This window comes from Neobacillus sp. S1227, from assembly GCF_055385255.1.
Window position 1 is genome coordinate 1,881,375 of sequence record NZ_AP038276.1, and the last position, 25,291, is coordinate 1,906,665.

Genomic DNA, 25,291 nt, shown 5'->3' on the forward strand with positions numbered 1-25,291 from the left:
GAGTTGGGATAAATGGCGTTTGAAGGATTAGCCGACCGACTGCAAAATACAATCCAAAAGATCCGCGGCAAAGGGAAAGTCTCTGAAGCGGATGTAAAAGAAATGATGCGTGAAGTGCGCCTCGCCCTGCTTGAGGCGGACGTTAACTTCAAGGTCGTCAAAGATTTTATCAAAAAGGTAAGCGAACGCGCCGTTGGACAAGAGGTACTAAAGAGCTTAACCCCTGGACAGCAAATTATTAAAATCGTTAACGAAGAATTAACGGAATTAATGGGCGGCGAGCAAAGCAAAATTGCCGTGTCAAATCGACCGCCAACCGTCATCATGATGGTCGGTCTGCAGGGGGCCGGTAAAACAACGACCTCAGGAAAGCTGGCTAATTTGCTGCGGAAGCAGTATAACAAACAGCCGATGCTGGTTGCTGCCGATATTTATCGCCCAGCTGCAATCAAACAGCTTGAAACACTAGGCAAGCAATTAAATATGCCTGTTTTCTCCCTTGGTGATCAGGTAAGTCCGGTCGAGATTGCAAGACAAGCCATCGCCAAGGCCAAAGAAGAGCATCATGATTATGTTCTGATTGATACCGCAGGCCGGCTCCATGTTGATGAGGCCTTAATGAACGAATTAAAGGACATTAAGGAACTAACCAAGCCGGATGAAATCTTTCTCGTTGTTGATGCGATGACCGGTCAAGACGCTGTAAACGTGGCACAAAGCTTTAATGAACAGCTTGGCCTAACTGGGGTCGTTCTGACAAAGCTTGACGGTGATACAAGGGGCGGTGCGGCTCTGTCAATCCGTTCTGTCACGCAAACACCAATTAAATTTATTGGTATGGGTGAAAAGATGGATGCCCTCGAACCGTTCCATCCGGAGCGAATGGCATCACGAATTTTAGGAATGGGCGATGTGCTGACCTTAATCGAAAAAGCACAGGCCAATATCGATGAAGAAAAAGCCAAAGAGCTTGAGCAGAAAATGCGGACTGCGTCGTTTACACTTGATGATTTTCTCGATCAGTTAGGTCAGGTCCGCAAACTAGGTCCGCTCGACGAACTGTTAAAGATGATGCCTGGAGCTAATAAAATCAAAGGTTTGAACAATCTGCAAATCGATGAAAAGCAAATAGCCCATGTTGAGGCCATTATCAGGTCGATGACCAAACAAGAAAAGCTTCACCCTGAAATCATGAACTCAAGCCGCAAACGGCGGATTGCCGCAGGAAGCGGACGTACCGTTGCAGAGGTAAACCGTCTGTTAAAACAGTTTGAGGACATGAAGAAAATGATGAAGCAAATGTCTGGCATGCAGCAAAAAGCCAAGAAAAAAGGCGGTTTCAAATTTCCATTTAAACCGTTTTAATTTGGCACCGAGCCCCTAGGCACTGGAGCTGGACATCAGTCTAAGTTCATATTTGCAATCTGTTTTAATTCTGTAATATTTGGTAATAATGTATGTAAAGAAAAAACACTTTACAAATAAAAAAACAATTGGTATTATACTATCTTGTGTGAAACTATTCGGAGGTGCTTATTTAAAATGGCAGTAAAAATTCGTTTAAAGCGTATGGGAGCTAAGAAAACTCCTTTCTATCGTATTGTAGTAGCAGATTCTCGTTCACCACGTGATGGACGTTTCATCGAAACAGTTGGAACTTACAACCCAGTTGCTGAGCCAGCTCAAGTTCAAATCAACGAAGAGCTAGCACTTAAGTGGCTGCAAACCGGCGCGAAGCCATCTGATACAGTACGTAACTTGTTCTCAAAACAAGGCATTATGGAAAAATTCCACAATGCAAAATTAAGCAAGTAATCGTGGAGAAGCGATGAAAGAACTGATCGAAACGATTGTTAAGCCTCTTGTTGATTTTCCTGAGGAAGTTCGGGTTGAAACCATTGAAGATGATACCCGAATCACCTATCACTTAACCGTCAATAAAACGGACATCGGAAAGGTGATTGGCAAGCAGGGGCGTGTTGCAAAGGCCATTAGAACTGTTGTATACGCAGCAGGATCATCACAACAAAAGAAGATTTTCTTGGAAATTGGTGAATAGCTTTTTGCATCAAGAAAGAAAGGGAGGGATTTGATCCTCCCTTTTTTGTTAGTTGTTCAAATTTTTAAGGGGGCAATAAACATGCAAATTATTCAATCTGTTGTGGTGAAGCAAGTCTTAACCGAAAAAAGCAAACAAGAGCTTTTTGACAAGTATCATGCAAGGAAACGGCAGTTTGAAAAAGAATGTGACCAGCTTCACTTCGAATTAAAACGCTTGGAAAAATCGAAAAACTACCCTCAGGGCACACTAAAAAAGCACTTTGAAAAAGAAATTGAAATGAGACGGGAAAAAATAAAATTACTTGATTTTCAAATAGAACAATTACATATCCTACCAATAGGCAGTGAATTAAAGGAAAAGGAAGTCCAGGCTCTTATTGAGGTTAAAGCAGGGGACCTTTGGATTGACCAAGATATACAGCCTGAGATTATTATTAAAGATGGTATCATTGAGGAAATTAGAAGGTGAGTACATATGGAAAGATGGTTCAATGTTGGTAAAATCGTCAATACCCATGGTATAAAAGGGGAAGTCCGCGTCATTTCGAAAACTGATTTTCCGGGAGAGCGCTATAAACCGGGGAATACCTTATATTTATTTCAAAAGGCATCAAGTACACCGCTTGAATTAACTGTTAAAAGCCACCGCAGCCATAAAAATTTTGATTTGCTTGTCTTTCAAGGGTATGAAAATATTAACTTGGTGGAGAAGTTTCGTGATGGAATTTTGAAGGTTCCGGAGTCACAGCTAAGTGAACTCGACGAAGATGAATTCTATTATCATGAAATTATCGGCTGTCTTGTGGCCACGATCGATGGGGAAGAGATTGGCAAAATTACTGAAATCCTTTCTCCAGGTGCGAACGATGTTTGGGTGGTAAAAGGAAAAGGCGGGAAAGAGGTCTTAATCCCATATATCCATGATGTTGTCAAGAAAGTGGATGTAAAGGAAAAGGTTGTCCTTATTGAACCAATGGAAGGACTTTTGTCATGATGCAAATCGACATTCTTACCCTTTTTCCTGAGATGTTTACCGGGGTACTCAGGAGTTCGATTTTAAGCAAAGCAGCTGAAAAGTCAGCTGTCCAATACAATGTCGTGAACTTCCGTGAATTCTCCGATAACAAGCATTCCACTGTGGATGACTATCCATACGGAGGCGGTGCTGGGATGGTATTAAAACCGCAGCCGATTTTTGATGCAGTTGCCTCGCTTACAGAAAAGGCTGACAGCAGCCGCCCGAGAATCATTTTGCTTTGTCCGCAAGGAGAACGCTATAGCCAAAGGAAAGCGGAAGAATTGGCCCGTGAGGAACATCTGATATTTATTTGCGGTCACTATGAGGGCTATGATGAAAGGATCAGGGAGCATTTGGTCACCGATGAAATATCAATAGGCGACTATGTCTTAACAGGTGGTGAGCTAGGTGCAATGGTTGTAATTGATAGTGTTGTTCGCCTGCTCCCCGAGGTGCTCGGCAATCAAGAATCCCATATTAAGGACTCGTTTAGTACAGGTCTCCTTGAACACCCTCACTATACAAGGCCTGCGGATTTCCGCGGCATGAAGGTGCCTGATGTCCTTCTATCTGGCAATCACAAGTTAATTGAAGAATGGCGCAATAAAGAAACCCTAAGAAGAACTCTATTAAGAAGACCTGACCTTTTTGAAAAAATAGAACTAACACCAGAACAACAAAAGTGGCTGGAAGAAGTAAAAAAAGAATACGAGTAGTATTGCAGGGGCTTTGAGATTATGTTATGATATATCTTGTGACTTGAGCTGAGTCTCTCAGTTTCTTGTCTTATAACGATGTTCCGCTGCAATTGATAATACTTGGTTTGCAAGAGCATCTGTTGGAAGGAGTTGAAAACGATGCATAAATTAATAGAAGAAATCACGAAGGAACAACTTCGTTCTGACCTTCCTGCGTTCCGTCCTGGTGACACTGTACGTGTTCACGTTAAGGTTGTCGAGGGTACTCGTGAGCGTATTCAGTTATTTGAAGGTGTTGTGATTAAGCGTCGTGGTGGTGGTATCAGCGAAACTTTCACAGTTCGTAAAGTTTCCTACGGTGTAGGCGTTGAGCGTACATTCCCTGTACACACACCAAAAATCGCGAAACTTGAAGTGGTTCGCCGCGGTAAAGTTCGTCGTGCTAAGCTTTACTACTTGCGTCAACTTCGCGGTAAAAAAGCTCGTATTAAAGAAATTCGCTAATAAGAAAAAGAGGGCTTGCACTGCAAGCTCTTTTTTTATCTATTAAGAAATTATTAAATTTGAAAAAACTTATATCCCCTCGTGTTATTTAGATGCAAGTTATGTAAAATAGGCTTTATAAGACATTTTTTACTGGATTGGTGGGGAAAAAGAATGGCAAAAAAGAAAAATGAATTTTGGGAATGGACAAAAGCGCTTTTAATTGCGGTCATCCTGGCAGCCGTAATTCGCTATTTTCTCTTTGCACCGATAGTAGTGGACGGCTTATCAATGATGCCAACTTTAAAAAATCAGGATCGGATGATTGTTAATAAGCTGAGTTATAAAATAGGTGAACCACATCGATTTGACATTATTGTTTTTCATGCACCTGAGCAGAAAGATTACATAAAACGGGTCATTGGTCTACCTGGAGATAGAATCGAATATAAGAATGACACTTTATATGTGAATGGAAAAGCGTATAAAGAGCCATATTTGGATGAATATAAAAAACAAGTGGAGGACGGTCCATTAACAGACTCTTTCACATTGGAAGAAACACCGGTCGGCCAAATAACAGTGCCAAAAGGGGAATTATTTGTAATGGGTGATAACCGCCGCTTCAGTAAAGATTCCCGTCATATTGGATCCGTTCCAATGAGCAAAGTCATTGGCAAGACAAGCATCGTCTACTGGCCGTTAAACGATGCCCATATAGTTTCTGTGAAATAAATTAGGATTAAATATCCAGCTCCAGCGCCTAGCCCCTCGATTGTTTAGAAAACCGGACGGATGATTAACGACTAGGAACCTTGCTCCTGCGGCACAGTATATTCGAGGAAGTTTGGTTCACCTCGTCGCATGCCTGCAGGGAAGATTCTCAGCGATGTAGGCATCCTGCCGGCTTGTCTTATGCTTGTCGGGGCTGGTCAAGGCGCTTACGCTTTTAAAGGAGGTGACTGCTTTGACGATCCAATGGTTTCCCGGCCACATGGCTAAGGCTCGCAGAGAGGTCACGGAAAAATTAAAGTTAGTTGATATCATTTTTGAATTAGTAGATGCCAGAATCCCGTACTCATCAAGAAATCCGATGATTGATGAAATCATTCAACATAAACCGCGTTTGGTGTTATTAAATAAAGCAGATATGGCCGATAAGAATATTACCAAGGAATGGATTGCTTTTTTTGCCAAAAAAGGTGTGAAGGCACTAGCGATTAATTCCCAGGCAGGAGAAGGAATGAAGGAAATTGCCAATGCTGCCCAGGTAATTTTGAAGGAAAAATTTGACCGCATGCGGGCAAAAGGGGTAAAGCCGAGAGCCATCAGGGCCATGATTGTCGGCATTCCCAATGCCGGTAAATCAACACTAATTAACCGCCTGGCGAAAAAAAATATTGCCAAAACTGGCAATACCCCGGGTGTGACAAAATCCCAGCAGTGGATAAAAGTAGGTAAAGAAATGGAGCTTCTAGATACTCCGGGAATATTATGGCCAAAGTTTGAGGATCAAGAGGTCGGCATGAAATTGGCAATCACTGGAGCCATCAAGGATACGCTCTTAAATCTGCATGACTTGACCGTTTACGCACTGAATTTTTTAGAGCGGGAATATCCTGAACGTTTGATGGAGCGCTATAAGTTTTCTGAAATTCCGGAAGACGTTGTACTTAAGTTCGACCACATCGGCAAGCTCCGCGGCTGCCTGATGGGCGGTGGAATGGTAGACTACGATAAAGTGGCGGAATTGGTGATTAGGGAAATCCGTTCCGAGAAGTTTGGCCCTCTATCATTTGAAAGGCCCAAGGATTTTCAAACGGAAAATGAAGAATAACGAAAAGCTCTCCTATTGGGGAGCTTTATTGAACGCTAGCGTAAAAGGTGAATTTGAATGAAACGTTTGTCGATTGCAGAAATTGAAGAACAGCTGAAAACAATCAAAGCTGATAACGACCCTTTTCTATTTAGTCTTGAAGGAGATGATCGGAAAGGAGTGCAAACCTGCCTTGCGAGATGGAAGAAGCAGAGAGCCCAAGAAAAAGCTCTTGCGGAGAAATTCTTTGAAATGACGGCCTTTGAGCGCAAATACCGCGGTCAAGGCTTTCAGTATCTGGCAGGTGTAGACGAAGTAGGCAGGGGGCCGCTTGCTGGTCCGGTTGTGTCCGCAGCGGTCATTTTGCCAACGGATTTTTTCCTGCCTGGGATTGATGATTCGAAAAAGCTGTCCGAAAAAAAAAGGCTTGAATTTGATGAAATCATTAGGAGTGAGGCACTTGCGGTCAGCGTGGGCATGGTTCATGCGGCAGAAATAGACGAAATCAATATCTATCAGGCAACTAAAAAAGCAATGAAATCGGCAATTGCAGGTTTAAGAATAAACCCGGATGTAGTGCTTATCGATGCCATGAAACTTGACACCCCTTACCTTACAGAATCAATCATTAAAGGGGACGCCAAGAGTATTTCGATTGCAGCCGCATCAATAGTCGCTAAAACAGCTAGAGATTCCCTGATGAAAGAAATTTCGGTGCGGTTTCCGCAATATGGTTTTCAAGAAAACGCAGGCTATGGAACCAAGGAACACCTGCTTGCGATTGAACAGTATGGAATCACTCCGTATCATCGTAAGAGCTTCTCACCGATTAAGGATACTTTGACAAATCAATTATCGCTTTCGTTGGGTACATAAATCTGCTCTAGTGGTTTATAATAAAACAGGCTGAAGAAAGCCTGTTTTATTTTTGGAAAATAATAGTTTGGCATTAAATTACTAATTATTTTCCTTGATTTTTATATAAATATTATTTATAGCATAATGGTGGACAAGGTTTGTTTCATTATATAAAATGTAAACGGAGTCAAATTTTTTGAACAGTTTGATTAGGAGGATGGGAAATGAATATCCATGAGTATCAGGGGAAAGAAATCCTCAGAAAATATGGGGTAGCGGTTCCGAATGGAAAAGTGGCTTTCACTGTTGAAGAAGCAGTTGAAGCAGCGAAAGAATTAGGCACACAAGTATGTGTGGTAAAAGCGCAAATCCACGCAGGCGGCCGGGGAAAAGCCGGCGGTGTTAAGGTTGCCAAAAACCTTGATGAGGTTCGTACATATGCCAGCGAAATTCTTGGTAAAACATTGGTTACACACCAAACAGGACCTGAAGGGAAAGAAGTTAAGCGTCTCCTAATTGAAGAGGGCTGTGACATTAAAAAAGAATACTACATTGGATTAGTATTAGATCGTGCTACTTCCCGGGTGGTATTAATGGGTTCTGAAGAGGGCGGTACAGAAATCGAAGAAGTTGCCGCTAATACACCTGAGAAAATTTTCAAAGAGGAAATTGATCCAGTTCTTGGATTAATGCCATACCAAGCACGTCGTTTGGCATTTAATATCAATATTCCAAAGGAATTAGTCAATAAAGCTGTTAAGTTTATGACAGGCCTTTACAACGCTTATATTGACAAAGATTGCTCGATTGCCGAAATCAACCCATTAGTTGTAACTGGCGATGGTAACGTAATGGCATTAGATGCAAAATTAAACTTCGATTCCAATGCATTGTACCGTCAAAAAGATGTATTAGAGTATCGTGACCTTGAAGAAGAAGATCCAAAAGAAATCGAAGCTTCCAAGTATGACCTAAGCTATATTGCTTTAGATGGCAATATCGGCTGTATGGTTAACGGTGCCGGACTTGCAATGGCTACAATGGATATCGTTAAGCACTATGGCGGCGAACCGGCAAACTTCCTTGATGTTGGCGGCGGTGCTACAGCTGAGAAGGTTACGGAAGCATTTAAAATTATCCTTTCCGATCCAAACGTAAAAGGTATTTTTGTTAATATCTTCGGCGGTATCATGAAGTGTGATGTCATTGCTGAAGGAGTAGTAGAAGCAGCAAAACAGGTTGGCCTATCTATTCCGCTTGTCGTTCGTTTAGAAGGAACAAATGTTGACTTAGGTAAGAAAATCCTTGCTGAGTCTGGTCTTAACATCACAGCTGCTGAATCCATGGCTGACGGCGCACAAAAAATCGTTTCATTAGTGAAATAGGATCGAAAGAAAGGGGAATTAACGTGAGCGTTTTTATTAATAAAGACACAAAAGTAATTGTTCAAGGGATAACAGGCGGAACAGCCCGTTTCCATACAAAGCAGATGCTTGAATACGGTACACAAATCGTCGGCGGAACATCACCAGGCAAAGGCGGCCAAGAGGTGGAAGGTGTACCTGTTTTCAATACTGTGAAAGAGGCAGTTGAAGCAACTGGCGCAAATGCATCCGTTATTTATGTTCCAGCTCCATTTGCTGCAGATTCCATTATCGAAGCAGTTGATGCTGAACTAGATCTTGCTATTTGTATTACAGAGCATATTCCTGTACTGGATATGGTGAGAGTTAAGCGTTACATGGAAGGTAAGAAGACTCGCTTAGTGGGTCCAAACTGCCCTGGCGTTATCACGGCTGATGAGTGTAAAATTGGCATAATGCCTGGATACATTCACACTAAAGGCCATGTCGGCGTTGTTTCCCGCTCTGGTACTTTAACATATGAGGCTGTTCATCAATTAACTCAAGCAGGTATCGGCCAGACAACTGCTGTTGGTATTGGCGGAGACCCTGTTAACGGAACAAACTTCATCGATGTATTAAAAGCATTCAATGAAGACCCTGAAACATATGCTGTAATCATGATTGGTGAAATCGGTGGTACAGCTGAAGAGGAAGCGGCTCAATGGGTTAAAGCAAACATGACTAAACCTGTTGTCGGCTTCATCGGCGGACGTACTGCACCTCCTGGAAAACGCATGGGCCATGCTGGTGCGATTATTTCCGGCGGAAAAGGTACTGCTGATGAAAAAATCCGTGTTATGAACGAATGCGGCATTAAAGTAGCAGCAACACCTTCCGTAATGGGTGAAACTTTAATTGAAGTTCTTAAAGAACAAGGCTTATACGAAAAGTGTAAGACTCACTAAAATACACCATGATAAACAGATAGTCCCTCCATACTTTGAGGGGCTATTTCTGTTTTAAAAAATAAAATGGAGGAAATTAACAGTGAATGAGTTTACTGAAAGACTAATCACCCTGCTTCATTATCCTGATATATCGTGGCATACGGTTTATCAAATCTTAAAAAGAGACCCGGGACTTGAATCTTTAAAATCTTATCAACCAACAAAACAGTTTAACATGTTCCCTCCTCAAGCCTCCGCCATTGCTGCAAATCCTGTAACTGAACTCTTTTATCCCGAAATCATTTATGATCAAATCCGCCAATACAAAACAAATGATATCTCCGTCATCACTGTATTTGACCCGCTGTATCCTCGTTATTTAAAAGAAATTTATCAGCCTCCTTGGGCAATCTTCGCAAAAGGTGACTTATCCCTGCTTGAGAAAGAGCCGAAATTAGCTGTGGTTGGTTCTAGGCAAGCGACCCAGTACGGAAAAAATGCCATCCGTTTAATTTTCCCTGAATTAATTGATAATGGAGTGCTAATTGTCAGCGGTTTAGCAAAAGGTATTGATACACTCGCCCATGAATACGCTATTAAAAATGGCGGAAAGACGGTTGCAGTGATCGCCGGAGGGTTGTATCATATTTATCCAAAGGAAAATATGAATCTGGCATTGGAAATGATGAAAACACAGCTTGTGCTGTCAGAATACCCGCCAGATACACAGCCGCAGAGATGGCATTTTCCAGCGCGAAACCGAATCATTAGTGGAATGGCCCGCGGAACATTTATTATAGAAGCAAAAAGGAAAAGCGGCTCATTAATAACGGCCAACCATGCCGTTAATGAGGGCAGGGACGTTTTTTCGCTTCCTGGAAGCATTTTTAATCCCTATTCAATCGGGGCGAATGAACTTATTCAACAGGGAGCAAAACTTGTAACAAAAGCAGGGGATATATTAGAGGAAATAAGATAAAACTGTTTTTTATTCAATAAATTTTTAATTTTTGCAGGGTTTTTTGTATAAATGAAGAAAAGTTAGGGTAAAAAGGTTGAAAAAATTTCTAATATGTATTACATTTTCCAACATAAGTTCAAAAACTAGAATGAGACAATAATATTGAAAGTATTATATAAATAATTTGGGATTTGGGAGTTTTGGAAAGTATTTCTTGAAGCAAAGTTGTCATAACTAGAATTTAGAAAACTTCTCAAAAAAATCGAGCATCTCAGAAGCAGGCTTTTGCCAGATTCGAGGAGCTTTCACACTTTCCCTCTTAAGGAGGAACATACATGTCGGAGTTTCTTGTCATCGTTGAATCGCCTGCAAAAGCGAAAACGATTGAGCGATATTTAGGAAAAAAATATAAAGTTAAAGCATCAATGGGACACGTCAGAGATTTGCCGCGCAGTCAAACGGGGGTTGATGTTAACAACGGCTTTGAACCGAAATATATTACGATACGAGGGAAAGGTCCTGTTTTAAAGGAACTGAAGACAGCGGCCAAAAAAGCCAAAAAGATTTTTCTGGCGGCCGACCCCGATCGCGAAGGAGAAGCAATTGCCTGGCATTTGGCGCACAGCCTTGATGTGGATATTAACTCGGACTGCCGGGTAGTATTTAATGAAATCACCAAGGATGCCATCCAGGAATCCTTTAAACATCCACGGCCAATCAATAAAGACTTGGTGGATGCACAGCAGGCCCGTAGAATTCTTGACCGGCTGGTGGGCTATAATATCAGTCCGCTGTTATGGAAAAAGGTCAAAAAGGGGTTAAGTGCGGGAAGAGTCCAATCGGTTTCTGTCAGATTGATTATTGACCGGGAAAATGAAATTAAAGCTTTCATTCCGGAAGAATATTGGACGATTGACGCTGAATTTTTAAAAGGGAAAGATCAATTCAGCGCTTCGTTTCATAGTCTCGCAGGACGGGAAAAAACAGAAATAAGGTCAGAAGAGGATGTGCAAAAGATTCTGCAGCAAATGGAGGGAAACAAGTTTACGGTCATTGCCGTAAACAAAAAGGAGCGGCGCAGAAATCCGGCTCCTCCATTTATAACCTCCTCCCTGCAGCAGGAAGCAGCCAGAAAATTAAACTTTCGGGCCAAAAAGACAATGATGCTGGCCCAGCAGCTGTACGAAGGAATCGAACTTGGCAAAGAAGGGACTGTCGGTTTGATTACCTATATGCGAACAGATTCCACCAGGATTTCTGAAATAGCTCAGGAAGAAGCGGCTAATTATATCAAGGCTGAATATGGGGAGCAATTTCTAAAAACAGAGCAAAGGAAAGAGAAGAAACAGACAAATGCTCAGGATGCTCATGAAGCGATTCGTCCGACCAGCACATTTAGAGATCCAAATAGTTTGAAGGAGTTCCTTTCAAGAGATCAACTGCGTTTATATAAATTAATTTGGGAACGATTCTTGGCCAGCCAAATGGCCCAAGCTGTAATGGATACTATGAGTGTTGATTTACAAAATGGCAATGCTGTGTTTCGGGCGACTGGATCGAAAATAAAGTTCCCTGGTTTTATGAAGCTATATGTCGAAGGTACGGATGACCAAGTGGAGGAATCAAACAAAATGCTTCCTGACCTTAAAGAAGGGGATGAAGTATTCCAGAAGGATGTTGAGCCGAAACAGCATTTTACCCAGCCTCCGCCTCGGTATACGGAGGCAAGGCTCGTAAAGACGCTTGAGGAACTTGGGATTGGCAGGCCTTCAACCTATGCCCCAACGCTCGATACTATTCAAAAGAGGGGCTATGTAGCTCTCGACAATAAGCGTTTTGTTCCGACGGAGCTTGGAGAAATTGTCCACGAATTAATGGTTGAGTTTTTCCCGGAGATAGTCAATGTGGAATTTACCGCAAGAATGGAAAAAGGCTTAGACTATATTGAAGAAGGAAAAATTCCTTGGGTCCGGATTATCGATGACTTTTATAAGGATTTTGAAGTACATCTGAAAATAGCAGAAAAGGAAATGCAGGAAGTTGAAATTAAGGATGAGCCTGCAGGCGAGGATTGTGAAAATTGCGGCAGCCCGATGGTGTATAAAATGGGCCGCTATGGTAAATTTATGGCCTGCAGCAATTTCCCGGACTGCCGGAACACCAAAGCGATTGTAAAAGAAATTGGGGTAACGTGTCCTAATTGTAAAGAAGGCACCATTGTTGAAAGGAAAAGTAAGAAAAAGAGATTGTTCTACGGTTGCAGCCGCTTCCCAGAGTGCGATTTTCTATCCTGGGATAAGCCGCTTCCTAGAAATTGTCCAAAATGTGAGGGACTCCTTGTCGAAAAGAAACTCAAAAAGGGTGTCCAAGTCCAATGCGTATCATGTGACTATAAAGAAGAACCGCAAAGCTAAGGAGTGGGAAATATTCCACTCTTTTTTAGCTAATAAGAAACTATAAATTCAACTGCGCCTCATAAACCATATTAACGGACTCGCCAACCAGCGAGTTTTTATTTATTTTTTTAAACATAAAACTTTTTTGTTTGTCATTCGTATAGTAAAATGCAAGATGGACTGAATTCGAGGGAATGGTATAAAGTAAGGACTTATTAATATGTGAATGTTTCAGGAGGAATAACATGGAAATAACAGTAAACGTTGTTGGTGCCGGTTTAGCAGGCAGCGAAGCAGCGTGGCAGCTTGCCAAGCGTGGAGTAAAGGTCCGTCTTTTCGAAATGAGACCAGTCAAACAAACTCCAGCCCATCATACAGATAAATTTGCCGAACTGGTCTGCAGTAACTCGCTTAGAGCGAATACTTTAACAAATGCAGTCGGTGTTTTAAAAGAAGAAATGAGAAGACTTGATTCCGTTATTATCGCTGCTGCTGATGCCTGCAGTGTACCGGCAGGAGGGGCATTGGCTGTTGACCGTCATGAATTTGCGGCAAAAGTTACCGAAATGGTGAAAAACCATGAAAATGTGACAGTCATTCATGAAGAAGTCACAGATATTCCGGAAGGACTAACGGTCATTGCAACCGGCCCACTAACAAGTCCGGAATTATCAGCCAAACTGAAAAGTTTAACAAATGAAGACTATTTATATTTTTATGATGCGGCAGCACCGATCATCGAAAAAGACAGCATTGACATGGATAAAGTTTATTTAAAATCCCGCTATGATAAAGGGGAAGCGGCTTATCTAAATTGTCCTATGACGGAAGAGGAATTCGATCGTTTTTATGAAGCTTTGGTTTCAGCTGAAACCGTTCCTTTAAAGGAATTTGAAAAGGAAATCTTTTTCGAAGGCTGCATGCCGATTGAAGTAATGGCTTCAAGAGGAAAGAAAACGATGCTGTTCGGTCCATTAAAGCCAGTCGGCCTAGAGGATCCTAAGACAGGTAAAAGACCCTTCGCGGTTGTTCAGTTAAGGCAGGATGATGCAGCAGGTACGCTGTATAATATTGTTGGTTTTCAAACCCATTTAAAGTGGGGTCCGCAGAAGGAAGTGCTCCAACTAATACCGGGACTTGAAAATGCTGAAATTGTTCGCTATGGAGTTATGCATCGTAATACTTTCATCAACTCACCGAAGGTTCTAAAAGCAACTTACCAATTTAGAAACCGGGAAAATTTATTCTTTGCTGGACAAATGACGGGTGTTGAAGGGTATGTGGAATCTGCTGCGAGTGGTTTAATCGCGGGAATTAATGCTGCAAGACTTGCGACAGGAATGGAAACTGTAGAATTCCCAGCTGAAACGGCTATCGGCAGCATGGCACGTTATATTACTTCTGCAAACCCCAAAAATTTTCAGCCAATGAATGCCAATTTTGGATTATTTCCAGATCTGCCAGTGAAAATAAAAGGAAAACAAGAACGGAATTTGCAGCATGCAAATAGAGCGTTAGAAACAATTCAGAACTTTGTGAAGGTTTTGTAAAATTTATTGCAAGGGCTATCGAATTGTGTTACTATTTAAAAGCCCTTGTGAAAGAAAAAATGTTGATAATTGTGAATGTTTTGTTAACATTTTTGATTTGTTATTTACAACTGGACAGGAATTGCGCAAAATACTAAGGGGCTTATTCAGCTTTTTTATAGTGATTTTATTATGTTCATAGCTGAGCAAAAGGTGAAGAAAAATGTATAGAAAAAAACATCCCGGGGTATAAATGAATACAGTTTTCATAATTATCTTGTAAGGGTTTTTTTACATACTTTGCTTTGTACTTAAAGAAAAAACTCCAAAAATGAAGGAGGATATCTTAATGGAACAATTTCATGCCACCACGATTTTTGCCATCCATCATAATGGCGAGTGCTCAATGTCAGGTGATGGCCAAGTTACCATGGGCAATGCTGTTGTGATGAAACATACAGCTCGTAAGGTTAGAAAGATATTTAATGGGAAGGTATTGGCTGGCTTTGCTGGTTCTGTAGCAGATGCTTTTACTCTTTTTGAATTGTTTGAAGGAAAGTTAGAGGAATTTAACGGGAATCTTCAAAGAGCTGCGGTTGAGCTTGCAAAAGAGTGGCGAAGTGACAAAGTCCTGAGAAAACTCGAAGCCATGCTGATTGTGATGAATCGTGAAAGTTTGCTGCTTGTGTCAGGCACAGGTGAAGTTATTGAGCCCGATGATGGAATTCTTGCAATTGGATCAGGGGGGAACTATGCATTATCAGCAGGCCGCTCATTAAAGAAGTATGCCGGAGATCATTTATCGGCTAGGGAAATTGCGAAAGCGTCGTTAGAAATCGCTGCTGAAATCTGCGTCTATACAAACCATAATATTATCGTGGAAGAGCTATAGCGGGAAGGAGCTAAAAATAATGGTCAGAACAACCAATCTAACCCCCCGGCAAATTGTTGAAAAGCTGGATCAGTATATTATTGGCCAAAAGGATGCGAAGAAAGCCGTTGCGGTCGCCCTAAGGAATCGATACAGAAGGGGTCTTCTGGACGATAAACTTCGAGATGAAATTATCCCTAAAAATATCTTAATGATTGGCCCGACTGGTGTTGGGAAAACGGAAATTGCCCGGAGAATTGCTAAGCTTGTCGGTGCACCATTTGTTAAGGTTGAAGCGACAAAGTTTACCGAAGTAGGCTATGTCGGTCGTGATGTAGAATCCATGGTTCGTGATCTGGCAGAAACATCTGTCCGTCTGGTAAAGGAAGAACGGATGCTAAGCGTGAAAGAACGGGCCGAAGAAAATGCAAATAGCAGACTTGTTGAACTATTGGTTCCATCAGCGAAAAAATCATCTAACTATAAAAACCCGCTCGAAATGTTATTTGGCGGCGGGAACAATGCAAACGAGCAGGAAACACACCAGGAGGATTATTCTGTCCAGGAAAAAAGAAAGATTGTCAAAGAAAGATTGGCTCTTGGTCAAATGGAGGATGAAATTGTTACAGTTGAAGTGGAAGAGCAGGCGCCTTCTATGTTTGACATGCTCCAAGGCTCAGGTATTGAACAAATGGGGATGAATATGCAGGATGCCCTAAGCAGCTTCATCCCGAAAAAACGCAAAAAAAGAAAACTTACTGTTCGTGAGGCAAGAAAAGTATTAACAAATGAAGAAGCTGCGAAGCTGATTGATATGGATGAAGTAACATCAGAGGCTATTTATCGGGCTGAGCAAAACGGAATTATTTTTATTGATGAAATTGATAAAATTGCCAGCAAAAATCATGGCGGCTCATCTGCCGATGTTTCTAGAGAAGGTGTGCAAAGAGATATTCTGCCGGTGGTTGAAGGTTCCACAGTGGTAACAAAATTTGGGCCGATTAAAACCGACCATGTTTTATTTATTGCTGCCGGTGCCTTTCATATGGCAAAGCCTTCCGATTTGATCCCGGAATTGCAAGGGCGTTTTCCAATTCGGGTGGAATTGACAAAGCTTACAGTCGAGGACTTCTTTAGGATTTTAATCGAACCTGACAATGCTTTAATAAAGCAATATCAGGCATTATTGGAAACAGAAGGTATACAAATTGAATTTTCTGACGATGCTATTCGTAGAATAGCTGAAGTAGCATTTGAAGTGAATCAGAATACCGACAATATCGGTGCCAGACGGCTTCATACGATCCTCGAAAAACTATTAGAGGATCTATCCTTCGAAGCTCCGGATATTACGATGGATAAAATTACCATAACACCTCAATATGTTGACGAGAAGCTAGGCGCTATATCGAAAAACAAAGATTTGAGTCAATTTATTCTTTAAGTTCTTATCAAGTTTACCTAATACGTTGCAAAAATCGTATTACCAATAAAAATTTAATAATGGTTGTAGTTATTTAGGAGGAAGAAACAGATGGATCTACTAACAAAAACTAGAAGGATTAATATTTTGCTGCAAAAGGCAGCAGGGAAACCGGTAAACTTTAAAGAAATGGCAGAAACATTAAGTGAAACCATTGAAGCAAATGTTTACATCGTCAGCCGCCGTGGAAAGCTGCTCGGTATTACTATCTATCAGCAAATCGAAAACGAACGTATGAAAAAAATGTTCGAGGATCGTCAATTTCCGGAGGAATACACAAACAATTTGTTCACAATTACCGAAACATCCCCGAATTTGGATGTGGATAGTCAATATACAGCTTTCCCTGTGGAAAATAAGGATTTATTCCAAGAAGGTTTAACAACAATTGTTCCGATTATTGGCGGCGGCGAACGTCTTGGTACATTGATCCTGGCAAGATTGCATGATAAGTTCAATGATGACGATTTAATCTTAGCTGAATATGGTGCAACTGTTGTCGGAATGGAAATCCTTCGTGAAAAATCTGAGGAAATTGAAGAGGAAGCACGAAGCAAAGCTGTTGTGCAAATGGCTATCAGCTCTTTATCTTACAGCGAGCTAGAAGCCATTGAACATATTTTTGAAGAGCTGAACGGTAATGAAGGGTTATTAGTCGCTTCAAAAATTGCAGACCGTGTCGGAATTACCCGTTCCGTTATTGTTAACGCTTTAAGAAAGCTCGAAAGCGCTGGAGTTATTGAATCTCGCTCCCTTGGTATGAAAGGAACTTACATTAAAGTTCTTAATGACAAGTTCTTGGTTGAGCTTGAAAAATTAAAATCACATTAATTTTCTAAAGGATTCCCGGCAGGAGCCGGGAATTTTTTTAAATCTAAACCTTGATTGTTTAATGGCCATGTGCTATATTATTTCATGGTGTTATTACACACGCTTGTTGATTTAGGCAGAGGTGCTTAACTTTAAGTCCTGCTTAAAGATGAGATAAGCGGAGGAAAACAAACCATTAGGAGGAAAAAACATGTCAGTCATTTCTATGAAGCAATTGCTTGAAGCTGGTGTACATTTCGGACACCAAACTCGCCGTTGGAACCCAAAGATGAAGAAATATATCTTCACAGAGCGTAACGGCATCTACATTATCGACCTTCAAAAGACAGTTAAGAAGGTAGAAGAAGCTTATAACTGGGTTAAGGAACTTGCTGCAGAAGGCGGTACAGTCCTTTTCGTTGGTACAAAGAAACAAGCTCAAGATTCTGTAAAAGAAGAAGCAGAACGTTCGGGCATGTACTATGTTAATCAACGCTGGTTAGGCGGAACTTTAACAAACTTTGAAACCATTCAAAAGCGTATCGGCCGCTTGAAAGAGATTGAAAGAATGGCTGAAGACGGTACTTTTGAAGTGCTTCCAAAGAAAGAAGTTGTTCAACTTAAGAAAGAACAAGAACGCCTTGAGAAATTCTTAGGCGGAATCAAAGATATGAAACAGCTTCCAGATGCATTGTTCATCATCGACCCTCGTAAAGAGCGAATTGCAGTAGCAGAAGCTAAGAAATTGAACATTCCTATCGTGGGTATCGTTGATACAAACTGCGATCCGGATGAAATCGATGTTGTTATCCCTGCAAACGATGACGCAATCCGCGCTGTTAAATTATTAACTGGCAAAATGGCAGATGCTATCTTAGAAGCAAAGCAAGGCGAAGAAGTAGCTGTAGAAGCGTAAATTTATAGCCTTATCTAAAAAGGTGATAAGAGGGAGACCCTTTATCACCTTTTTTTAAAGAATGAAAGTTTAACCAGGGTCTCATTGGTAAAGATATGAATACATAGTTAATTGAAGGAGGATATTTAATTATGGCAATTACTGCTCAAATGGTTAAAGAATTACGTGAAAAAACTGGCGCAGGTATGCTTGATTGCAAAAAGGCGTTGACAGAATCAGACGGTGACATGGACAAAGCCATCGACTACCTACGTGAAAAAGGTATCGCTAAAGCTGCCAAGAAAGCAGACCGTATCGCAGCAGAGGGCTTAACTTCCATTTCAACAAATGGCAATGATGCTGTTATCCTAGAAGTAAACTCCGAAACTGACTTCGTTGCGAAAAACGAAGGCTTCCAAACACTTGTAAAGGAGCTTGCTGAACACTTACTTAAGAACAAGCCTGCTACAGTGGAAGAAGCATTAACTCAAACAATGGAAAACGGTGTAACTGTTGATGCTCATATCAATGCGGCAATCGCTAAGATTGGCGAAAAACTATCTCTTCGCCGCTTTACAGTAGTTTCTAAGACTGACAATGATGCGTTTGGCGCATACCTTCATATGGGTGGACGCATTTCTGTTTTAACTGTTCTTGAAGGTACTACAGATGCAGATGCTGCAAAAGATGTTTCTATGCACATCGCTGCATTAAATCCAAAATATGTTTCTCGCGACCAAGTTTCTCAGGAAGAAGTAGAGCATGAGCGTCAAGTATTAACTCAGCAAGCCCTTAACGAAGGGAAGCCTGAAAATATCGTGACAAAAATGGTTGAAGGCCGCCTTGGCAAATACTTTGAAGATGTTTGTGTTCTTGACCAGGCATTCGTTAAAAATCCTGATCAAAAAGTTCGCCAATTTGTTGAATCTAAAGGCGCTACAATCCGTGAATTCATTCGCTACGAAGTAGGCGAAGGTATCGAAAAGCGTGAAGATAACTTTGCTGAAGAAGTAATGAACCAAGTGAATAAAAAATAGTCAATTATTCTCGGGCTAAAAGGTTTGAAGTTTTTGTAATTGATGTTTGAATAGGGGACACGCTGTGTTCCCTATTTTTTAAGAAAAAAGTTAGAATTTTTTATGGAGGTTTATATGAACGGTCCTAAGTACAAACGCGTTGTGTTAAAATTAAGCGGAGAGGCTCTTGCTGGTGATTCAGGCTTTGGAATTAAACCATCTATCATCAAATCAATTGCCACTCAAGTAAAAGAAATTGCCGAGTTAGGTGTTGAGGTAGCTGTAGTAGTAGGCGGCGGCAACATTTGGCGCGGGAAGATCGGCAGTGAAATGGGGATGGACCGGGCAACGGCCGATTATATGGGCATGTTGGCAACGGTAATGAACTCTCTTGCCTTACAAGACAGTTTAGAGCACTTAGGGATTGAATCACGGGTACAAACCTCAATTGAAATGCGTCAAGTTGCAGAACCATACATAAGACGCCGTGCAATCAGACACTTGGAGAAGAAACGGGTAGTCATTTTTGCTGCTGGAACAGGAAATCCGTATTTCTCGACAGATACAACAGCGGCCTTAAGAGCAGCAGAAATTGATGCGGAAGTTATCCTTATGGCGAAGAATAATGTCGACGGTGTTTATTCTGCTGACCCACGTGTTGATGCCAACGCTGTAAAATATGATGACCTTTCATTCCTGGATGTTTTAAAGGAAGGCTTGGCAGTAATGGATTCAACTGCATCATCCCTATGTATGGATAATGATATTCCACTTATTGTCTTTTCTATCATGGAGCAGGGCAATATCAAAAGGGCAGTTATGGGTGAAAAAATCGGAACGATTGTTAGGGGGAAAAACTAATGGCAAAAGAAGTCATCAATTCTGCAAAAGAAAGAATGGCAAAAGGAATTCAAGCTTATACTCGCGAGCTTGCCAGCATTCGTGCCGGCAGAGCGAGTGCTTCACTTTTAGATCGAATTACCGTCGATTATTATGGGGCGCCAACGCCTGTTAACCAGCTGGCGGGAATCTCGACTCCGGAAGCCCGGCTATTGGTCATCCAGCCATATGATAAAACGATCCTTGGCGATATTGAAAAAGCGATTCTGAAATCTGATTTAGGTTTAAATCCTTCCAATGATGGCTCTATCATTCGGCTTGCAATTCCTCAATTAACAGAGGAGCGCCGTAAAGAGTTGGTGAAAGTGGTGAAAAAGGAATCAGAAGAAGCGAAAATCGCGATCCGCAACGTTCGCCGCGATGCAAACGATGAGTTGAAAAAGCTTGAAAAAAATGGTGAAATCACAGAAGATGCCCTGCGCGGATACTCTGATGATATTCAAAAACTTACTGATGACCACATCCATAAAATTGATCAAATCACAAAAGATAAAGAAAAAGAAATTATGGAAGTGTAACTTAATTAAATAGTAAAGAAATGACCCTCTTTTTAGGGGGTTTTTTCACTATTAATAGAAAAATTTTAAAATACATAAATTAGGATTGTTTGACATTATTCTTAATTCTTTCTATTTTACATAGTATGAAATGAGATATCTTTTTTCTTTTTTGGTATGATAAAGGCATGCTGGATTTAAATCTACTACATACTATAACAAGTTCGATGAAATTTATTATCGGAGGAAAGCTAATAATGGAGGAGCGTTTGCCATGTTAAATAAAATAAAAATCTGGAAGAACCAAAGTAACTCTTCCACACTCCGAGATAAAATTGAAGAAATCAAAAAATTGCCGATTCCGGAACATGTGGCCATCATTATGGATGGAAATGGCCGATGGGCCAAAAAACGGGCACTGCCGCGAATTGCCGGTCATCATGAAGGGATGAAGGTTGTTCGAAAAACAACTATGCTGGCCAATGACCTTGGGCTAAAAGTGCTGACATTGTATGCTTTTTCAACTGAGAATTGGAAAAGGCCCAAAAATGAAGTGGATTATATTATGAAGCTTCCAGAGGAATTCCTAGGGACCTTCCTTCCAGAATTGGTGGCCAATAATGTTCAAGTGAAAATGATGGGCTATAAGCATCAACTGCCAAAGCATACTTTAAATGCCATTGAAAAGGCGATGGAACAAACAAAGAATAATACAGGACTTGTGTTAAACTTTGCATTGAATTATGGAAGCAGGGCTGAGATTCTTGATGCGGTCAAGCAAGTCTTAAATGATTATAATAGTGGCATACTGAAGGAAACCGACTTAAATGAGGAGGCATTTTCCTCCTATTTAATGACTTCCAATTTCAAAGATCCTGATCTATTAATCCGGACAAGCGGCGAAATTCGCTTAAGCAACTTTATGCTATGGCAGTTAGCCTATTCAGAGTTTTGGTTTACTGATGTGTTGTGGCCGGATTTCAGTGAGGATCATTTGTTAGAGGCGATCGAGGTGTTTCAAAAGCGCCAGCGTCGTTTTGGAGGAATATAAATTTGCAGCCAAAAAAGGTGTTGAAACAGTAAATGAAACAAAGAATTATTACAGGAGTCGTAGCAGCGGCACTTTTTTTGCCAATCGTATTTTACGGCGGGCTTCCGTTCGTATTATTGACTTACTTGCTAGCAACCATTGGACTATATGAACTGTTAAGAATGAAGGGATTGAGCATTTTTTCTCCATACGGGTTCCTTTCTCTGCTTTTCCTTTGGGTAATTTTATTCCCTGCACAATATAATGAAATTATGGCGGATTTTTATTATTCAAAAACGGAGTTAGGCATTGCTTTTATCCTATTGTTATTGACATATACAGTCGTTACAAAAAACCGTTTTACTTTTGAGGATGCTGCATTTACAGTGCTTTCCGCAATTTATACAGGTATTGGCTTTTATTTTTTCATGGAAACGCGAGAAGCCGGTCTGGTGTATGTTTTTTATTCTTTATTCATCATTTGGGCAACGGACTCAGGAGCTTACTTTATCGGTAAGGCGATGGGCAAGAAGAAATTATGGCCGGAAATCAGTCCTAACAAAACGGTTGAAGGTTCGATTGGCGGTATTGTTTGTGCTGCTGTAGTGGCTATTTTGTTTGGTGTTTTTGGCGAAATGAATGCAGGCATTGTAACAATAATAGGTATGACCATCGTTCTATCTGTTTTTGGACAAATCGGAGATCTTGTCCAATCTGCTTATAAACGCCATTTTAATGTAAAAGATTCAGGAACCATTTTACCAGGACATGGAGGCATTCTAGACCGGTTTGACAGTTTATTATTTGTTTTGCCATTATTGCATTTTTTCCATCTTTGGTAAGAGGCCTTTCTTTTTAGGAGTTGACTTGTTTGAAGACAATTAGTTTACTGGGAGCGACCGGGTCCATTGGTACACAAACCTTGGATATTTTCCGGGAGCACCCTGAAGAGTTTAAATTAGCTGCCATTTCCGTTGGCAAAAACATCGATTTAACACGAAAAATAATTGCGGAATTTCAGCCTGAGCTTGTTTCTGTACAAACGATGGATGATTATAATACATTAAAAGCAGAATTCCCGAAATACAAGTTTACGTTTGGCGAGGAAGGGCTGATTGAAGCAGCTGTTTATGACAAGTCGGATATTCTTGTCAATGCTGTTCTCGGCAGTGTAGGGTTAAACCCGACCCTGCAGGCGATTGAATGCGGGAAAACAATAGCAATCGCCAATAAAGAAACATTGGTGACGGCCGGACATTTAGTGATGGAAGCAGCGAAGAAAAATAATGTTGCACTTCTCCCAGTAGACAGTGAGCATTCGGCCATTTTTCAAGCCCTGCAAGGAGAGAGGGAGAAAAACATTGAACGTTTAATTCTTACTGCCTCCGGAGGAAGCTTCCGTGACCGTACCCGCAGTGAATTAGAGGAAGTGACAGTTGAAGAAGCATTAAATCATCCAAACTGGTCGATGGGTGCAAAAATCACGATTGATTCGGCAACGATGATGAATAAGGGCCTCGAAGTAATTGAAGCACATTGGTTGTTTTCACTTGGCTATGAAAAAATTGATGTATTGCTTCACAAGGAAAGTATTATTCATTCTATGGTTGAATTCCATGATACAAGTGTGATTGCCCAGCTGGGAACACCGGATATGCGGGTACCGATCCAATTTGCACTCACCTATCCGGACCGTTTGCCTTTTACCACAGGGAACCGCTTAAATTTGGCGCAAATTGGGACACTCCATTTTCAGGAAATGGATATGGAAAGGTTCCGCTGTTTGAAGTTTGCCTATGAGGCTGGGAAAATCGGCGGCACGATGCCAACTGTTTTGAATGCGGCAAATGAGGCGGCAGTCGCAGCATTCCTAGAAGGAAAGACTAGCTTCCTGCAAATTGAAGATTTGATTGAGCAGGCATTAAGTGCTCATCAAACGACAAGCCATCCGAGTTTAAGTGTAATCCAAGAGGTTGACAAGGAAACGCGGCAGTTTGTAAATTCACTGCTATAAAGTTATAAGGCGCCTTAACCAAGGGCGACAGACAGGATATTGAGGTCTAAAGGTACTTTCTAAACCAAATAAAAAGGTGGTTTTATTATTGAGTACAGTCATTGCCTTTATTGTGATATTTGGCGCACTCGTTTTTTTTCATGAATTAGGACATTTTATTTTTGCAAAACGGTCAGGCATCCTTTGCCGCGAATTTGCGATTGGGATGGGTCCAAAGGTCTTTTCCCACAAAAAAGGTGAAACCACATACACTATTCGTCTATTGCCAATCGGCGGATTTGTCCGGATGGCTGGCGAGGACCCGGAAATGGTTGAAATAAAACCCGGCTATCGAATTGGACTATTATTCGATAAGAACGGTCAAGCAAACAAGCTTATTTTGAATAATAAAGAAAAGTATCCAAATTGCCGTATTGTTGAGGTTGAATATGCAGATATTGAAAAGGACTTAATTATTAAAGGGTATCCTGAGGATGACGATGAAAATTTGCAAACCTTTACGATTCACCCGAAGGCAGTCATTATCGAAAATGGCGTGGCATCACAGATAGCACCATTGGATCGGCAATTTGCTTCTAAAACGTTAGGGCAAAGATTTATGGCCATCTTTGCGGGCCCGATGATGAATTTTGTATTGGCGTTTGTGGTATTTATTATCATTGCTTTATTACAGGGAGTACCGACTAACGATCCCAAACTGGGTGAGATTACCCCGGATGGTGCCGCGAAAGCAGCAGGACTACAAAAAGGGGATATTGTACAAAGTATTGATGGTTCTGAAATTAGCAACTGGGCTGATGTTGTTGAAATTATCCGCAAAAATCCAAATGAAAAGCTTGAATTTTCAATTGTACGTAATGGAAAGGAAATGGATATTTCAGTTACGCCTAATGAGAAAACGGTAGAAGGCAAAAAAATGGGGATTATCGGTGTTTACAGTCCAGTTGAAAAGTCGCCAGTCCAAGCCGTTACAGCGGGCGCAAAAGAAACCTATTTTTGGACAACGCAGATTTTTGTAATGCTCGGTAAATTAGTTACCGGACAATTTTCCATTGATGCCTTATCAGGCCCGGTCGGAATTTATGTTTCAACAGATGAAGTGGCCAAATCGGGGATCTTCTACCTGATGAAGTGGGCCGGAATTTTAAGTATCAACCTTGGGATTATGAACTTACTGCCAATCCCGGCATTAGACGGGGGAAGGCTGATGTTCTTTGCAGTTGAGGCAGTTAGAGGCAAACCAATTGACCGTCAAAAAGAAGGAATGGTCCACTTTATCGGCTTCGCTCTGCTAATGTTGCTGATGCTCGTTGTCACCTGGAACGATATCCAAAGATTTTTCTTAAAATAATAAAAAATTGTCGAGAAATTTTCTCGGCAATTTTTTATTTTTACCAAATCTTAATTACCTGCTTTCATTGTTGATCCCTGCTAACTGACCTGTTGATCCCTGCTAACTGGCCTGTTGATTTCCGCTCCGGGCACTCGCTTTCCGCGGGGAGGTCCTGGAGCCTCCTCGGCGCTTTGACGCCTGCGGGGTCTCCAGTGACCTCTATATCCCGCAGGAGTCGAGTGCCCTCCGCTCCAATCAACAGGGAGGCAAATCAACCTAATTATTGCAACACACATTAAACTTATGTTTATTGGCGTTTGCCTTTTAAT

The 25,291-nt window shown here is 41.2% G+C and carries 26 protein-coding genes; all 26 read left to right on the forward strand.

The genetic code is table 11. The features are described from left to right. Positions 1-12 precede the first annotated feature (12 nt). Positions 13-1,365, forward strand: coding sequence for a signal recognition particle protein (gene ffh / locus ACZ5AE_RS09665; protein WP_464571711.1), 1,353 nt, complete (start codon positions 13-15; stop codon positions 1,363-1,365). 177 nt (positions 1,366-1,542) lie between these two features. Further along, a complete protein-coding gene (gene rpsP, locus ACZ5AE_RS09670; RefSeq protein WP_464571713.1) occupies positions 1,543-1,815 on the forward strand; it encodes a 30S ribosomal protein S16 in 273 nt (90 codons plus the stop codon). Positions 1,816-1,828: 13 nt separating this feature from the next. Then, the gene (locus ACZ5AE_RS09675) at positions 1,829-2,059 is read left to right on the forward strand and encodes a KH domain-containing protein (protein ID WP_213116351.1); all 231 of its coding nucleotides are present in this window, start codon (positions 1,829-1,831) and stop codon (positions 2,057-2,059) included. Positions 2,060-2,140: 81 nt separating this feature from the next. After that, positions 2,141-2,530, forward strand: a complete 390-nt coding sequence (locus ACZ5AE_RS09680) for a YlqD family protein (RefSeq protein WP_464571715.1) — start codon at positions 2,141-2,143, stop codon at positions 2,528-2,530. Positions 2,531-2,536: 6 nt separating this feature from the next. Then, a complete protein-coding gene (gene rimM / locus ACZ5AE_RS09685; RefSeq protein WP_464571717.1) occupies positions 2,537-3,055 on the forward strand; it encodes a ribosome maturation factor RimM in 519 nt (172 codons plus the stop codon). Further along, a complete protein-coding gene (gene trmD, locus ACZ5AE_RS09690; protein WP_464571719.1) occupies positions 3,052-3,795 on the forward strand; it encodes a tRNA (guanosine(37)-N1)-methyltransferase TrmD in 744 nt (247 codons plus the stop codon). The genes rimM and trmD overlap by 4 nt, the downstream gene beginning before the upstream one ends. A gap of 141 nt (positions 3,796-3,936) precedes the next feature. Then, positions 3,937-4,281: a 50S ribosomal protein L19 gene (gene rplS, locus ACZ5AE_RS09695; protein WP_464571721.1), complete on the forward strand. Its 345-nt coding sequence runs from the start codon at positions 3,937-3,939 to the stop codon at positions 4,279-4,281. Positions 4,282-4,434: 153 nt separating this feature from the next. Continuing rightward, positions 4,435-4,995: a signal peptidase I gene (gene lepB, locus ACZ5AE_RS09700; protein ID WP_464571723.1), complete on the forward strand. Its 561-nt coding sequence runs from the start codon at positions 4,435-4,437 to the stop codon at positions 4,993-4,995. A gap of 232 nt (positions 4,996-5,227) precedes the next feature. Then, positions 5,228-6,097: a ribosome biogenesis GTPase YlqF gene (gene ylqF, locus ACZ5AE_RS09705; RefSeq protein WP_464571725.1), complete on the forward strand. Its 870-nt coding sequence runs from the start codon at positions 5,228-5,230 to the stop codon at positions 6,095-6,097. A 57-nt stretch (positions 6,098-6,154) separates the two neighbouring features. Further along, on the forward strand, positions 6,155-6,952 hold the full coding sequence (locus ACZ5AE_RS09710) for a ribonuclease HII (protein WP_464571727.1): 798 nt from the start codon (positions 6,155-6,157) through the stop codon (positions 6,950-6,952). A 206-nt stretch (positions 6,953-7,158) separates the two neighbouring features. Beyond that, positions 7,159-8,319 (forward strand): ADP-forming succinate--CoA ligase subunit beta, encoded by a 1,161-nt coding sequence (gene sucC / locus ACZ5AE_RS09715; protein WP_464571729.1) that lies wholly within the window; start codon positions 7,159-7,161, stop codon positions 8,317-8,319. 23 nt (positions 8,320-8,342) lie between these two features. Continuing rightward, positions 8,343-9,245, forward strand: coding sequence for a succinate--CoA ligase subunit alpha (sucD, locus tag ACZ5AE_RS09720; protein ID WP_464571731.1), 903 nt, complete (start codon positions 8,343-8,345; stop codon positions 9,243-9,245). Positions 9,246-9,327: 82 nt separating this feature from the next. Further along, positions 9,328-10,206 carry a DNA-processing protein DprA gene (gene dprA, locus ACZ5AE_RS09725; protein WP_464571733.1) on the forward strand — a complete coding sequence of 293 codons (879 nt, stop codon included), beginning with the start codon at positions 9,328-9,330 and terminating at the stop codon, positions 10,204-10,206. Between the two features lie 317 nt (positions 10,207-10,523). After that, positions 10,524-12,602, forward strand: coding sequence for a type I DNA topoisomerase (gene topA, locus ACZ5AE_RS09730; protein ID WP_464571735.1), 2,079 nt, complete (start codon positions 10,524-10,526; stop codon positions 12,600-12,602). A 227-nt stretch (positions 12,603-12,829) separates the two neighbouring features. Continuing rightward, positions 12,830-14,134: an FADH(2)-oxidizing methylenetetrahydrofolate--tRNA-(uracil(54)-C(5))-methyltransferase TrmFO gene (trmFO, locus tag ACZ5AE_RS09735; protein ID WP_464571737.1), complete on the forward strand. Its 1,305-nt coding sequence runs from the start codon at positions 12,830-12,832 to the stop codon at positions 14,132-14,134. 328 nt (positions 14,135-14,462) lie between these two features. Next, positions 14,463-15,005 carry an ATP-dependent protease subunit HslV gene (gene hslV / locus ACZ5AE_RS09740; protein ID WP_213116339.1) on the forward strand — a complete coding sequence of 181 codons (543 nt, stop codon included), beginning with the start codon at positions 14,463-14,465 and terminating at the stop codon, positions 15,003-15,005. A 19-nt stretch (positions 15,006-15,024) separates the two neighbouring features. Further along, entirely contained in the window at positions 15,025-16,428 is a 1,404-nt protein-coding gene (hslU, locus tag ACZ5AE_RS09745; protein ID WP_464571739.1) for an HslU--HslV peptidase ATPase subunit, read from the forward strand. Between the two features lie 90 nt (positions 16,429-16,518). Further along, the gene (gene codY / locus ACZ5AE_RS09750) at positions 16,519-17,298 is read left to right on the forward strand and encodes a GTP-sensing pleiotropic transcriptional regulator CodY (protein WP_464571741.1); all 780 of its coding nucleotides are present in this window, start codon (positions 16,519-16,521) and stop codon (positions 17,296-17,298) included. A 190-nt stretch (positions 17,299-17,488) separates the two neighbouring features. Next, complete coding sequence (gene rpsB, locus ACZ5AE_RS09755) at positions 17,489-18,193, forward strand: 30S ribosomal protein S2 (RefSeq protein ID WP_464571743.1); 705 nt, start codon at positions 17,489-17,491, stop codon at positions 18,191-18,193. 131 nt (positions 18,194-18,324) lie between these two features. After that, positions 18,325-19,209, forward strand: a complete 885-nt coding sequence (gene tsf, locus ACZ5AE_RS09760) for a translation elongation factor Ts (RefSeq protein WP_464571745.1) — start codon at positions 18,325-18,327, stop codon at positions 19,207-19,209. Positions 19,210-19,323: 114 nt separating this feature from the next. Continuing rightward, a complete protein-coding gene (gene pyrH / locus ACZ5AE_RS09765; protein ID WP_213140772.1) occupies positions 19,324-20,049 on the forward strand; it encodes a UMP kinase in 726 nt (241 codons plus the stop codon). Continuing rightward, entirely contained in the window at positions 20,049-20,606 is a 558-nt protein-coding gene (gene frr, locus ACZ5AE_RS09770) for a ribosome recycling factor (RefSeq protein ID WP_464571748.1), read from the forward strand. Before pyrH ends, frr begins: the two co-directional genes overlap by 1 nt. Positions 20,607-20,859: 253 nt before the next feature. Further along, the gene (locus ACZ5AE_RS09775) at positions 20,860-21,636 is read left to right on the forward strand and encodes an isoprenyl transferase (RefSeq protein WP_464571750.1); all 777 of its coding nucleotides are present in this window, start codon (positions 20,860-20,862) and stop codon (positions 21,634-21,636) included. A 32-nt stretch (positions 21,637-21,668) separates the two neighbouring features. Next, the gene (locus ACZ5AE_RS09780; RefSeq protein WP_464571752.1) at positions 21,669-22,457 is read left to right on the forward strand and encodes a phosphatidate cytidylyltransferase; all 789 of its coding nucleotides are present in this window, start codon (positions 21,669-21,671) and stop codon (positions 22,455-22,457) included. Between the two features lie 29 nt (positions 22,458-22,486). Further along, the gene (gene dxr / locus ACZ5AE_RS09785) at positions 22,487-23,629 is read left to right on the forward strand and encodes a 1-deoxy-D-xylulose-5-phosphate reductoisomerase (protein ID WP_464571754.1); all 1,143 of its coding nucleotides are present in this window, start codon (positions 22,487-22,489) and stop codon (positions 23,627-23,629) included. Positions 23,630-23,717: 88 nt separating this feature from the next. Further along, entirely contained in the window at positions 23,718-24,980 is a 1,263-nt protein-coding gene (gene rseP / locus ACZ5AE_RS09790) for an RIP metalloprotease RseP (protein WP_464571756.1), read from the forward strand. Positions 24,981-25,291: the final 311 nt, after the last annotated feature.

What these genes read in the sequence shown, in the direction of transcription:
- topA (WP_464571735.1), top strand. Translation starts at nt 10,524, where the DNA reads ATGTCGGAGTTTCTTGTCATCGTTGAATCGCCTGCAAAAGCGAAAACG.
- ACZ5AE_RS09710 (WP_464571727.1), top strand. Translation starts at nt 6,155, where the DNA reads ATGAAACGTTTGTCGATTGCAGAAATTGAAGAACAGCTGAAAACAATC.
- codY (WP_464571741.1), top strand. Translation starts at nt 16,519, where the DNA reads ATGGATCTACTAACAAAAACTAGAAGGATTAATATTTTGCTGCAAAAG.
- lepB (WP_464571723.1), top strand. Translation starts at nt 4,435, where the DNA reads ATGGCAAAAAAGAAAAATGAATTTTGGGAATGGACAAAAGCGCTTTTA.
- trmD (WP_464571719.1), top strand. Translation starts at nt 3,052, where the DNA reads ATGATGCAAATCGACATTCTTACCCTTTTTCCTGAGATGTTTACCGGG.
- ACZ5AE_RS09780 (WP_464571752.1), top strand. Translation starts at nt 21,669, where the DNA reads ATGAAACAAAGAATTATTACAGGAGTCGTAGCAGCGGCACTTTTTTTG.
- hslU (WP_464571739.1), top strand. Translation starts at nt 15,025, where the DNA reads ATGGTCAGAACAACCAATCTAACCCCCCGGCAAATTGTTGAAAAGCTG.
- ACZ5AE_RS09680 (WP_464571715.1), top strand. Translation starts at nt 2,141, where the DNA reads ATGCAAATTATTCAATCTGTTGTGGTGAAGCAAGTCTTAACCGAAAAA.
- rimM (WP_464571717.1), top strand. Translation starts at nt 2,537, where the DNA reads ATGGAAAGATGGTTCAATGTTGGTAAAATCGTCAATACCCATGGTATA.
- ACZ5AE_RS09675 (WP_213116351.1), top strand. Translation starts at nt 1,829, where the DNA reads ATGAAAGAACTGATCGAAACGATTGTTAAGCCTCTTGTTGATTTTCCT.
- sucC (WP_464571729.1), top strand. Translation starts at nt 7,159, where the DNA reads ATGAATATCCATGAGTATCAGGGGAAAGAAATCCTCAGAAAATATGGG.
- ffh (WP_464571711.1), top strand. Translation starts at nt 13, where the DNA reads ATGGCGTTTGAAGGATTAGCCGACCGACTGCAAAATACAATCCAAAAG.
- rplS (WP_464571721.1), top strand. Translation starts at nt 3,937, where the DNA reads ATGCATAAATTAATAGAAGAAATCACGAAGGAACAACTTCGTTCTGAC.
- rpsP (WP_464571713.1), top strand. Translation starts at nt 1,543, where the DNA reads ATGGCAGTAAAAATTCGTTTAAAGCGTATGGGAGCTAAGAAAACTCCT.
- hslV (WP_213116339.1), top strand. Translation starts at nt 14,463, where the DNA reads ATGGAACAATTTCATGCCACCACGATTTTTGCCATCCATCATAATGGC.
- tsf (WP_464571745.1), top strand. Translation starts at nt 18,325, where the DNA reads ATGGCAATTACTGCTCAAATGGTTAAAGAATTACGTGAAAAAACTGGC.
- pyrH (WP_213140772.1), top strand. Translation starts at nt 19,324, where the DNA reads ATGAACGGTCCTAAGTACAAACGCGTTGTGTTAAAATTAAGCGGAGAG.
- trmFO (WP_464571737.1), top strand. Translation starts at nt 12,830, where the DNA reads ATGGAAATAACAGTAAACGTTGTTGGTGCCGGTTTAGCAGGCAGCGAA.
- frr (WP_464571748.1), top strand. Translation starts at nt 20,049, where the DNA reads ATGGCAAAAGAAGTCATCAATTCTGCAAAAGAAAGAATGGCAAAAGGA.
- rpsB (WP_464571743.1), top strand. Translation starts at nt 17,489, where the DNA reads ATGTCAGTCATTTCTATGAAGCAATTGCTTGAAGCTGGTGTACATTTC.
- ACZ5AE_RS09775 (WP_464571750.1), top strand. Translation starts at nt 20,860, where the DNA reads ATGTTAAATAAAATAAAAATCTGGAAGAACCAAAGTAACTCTTCCACA.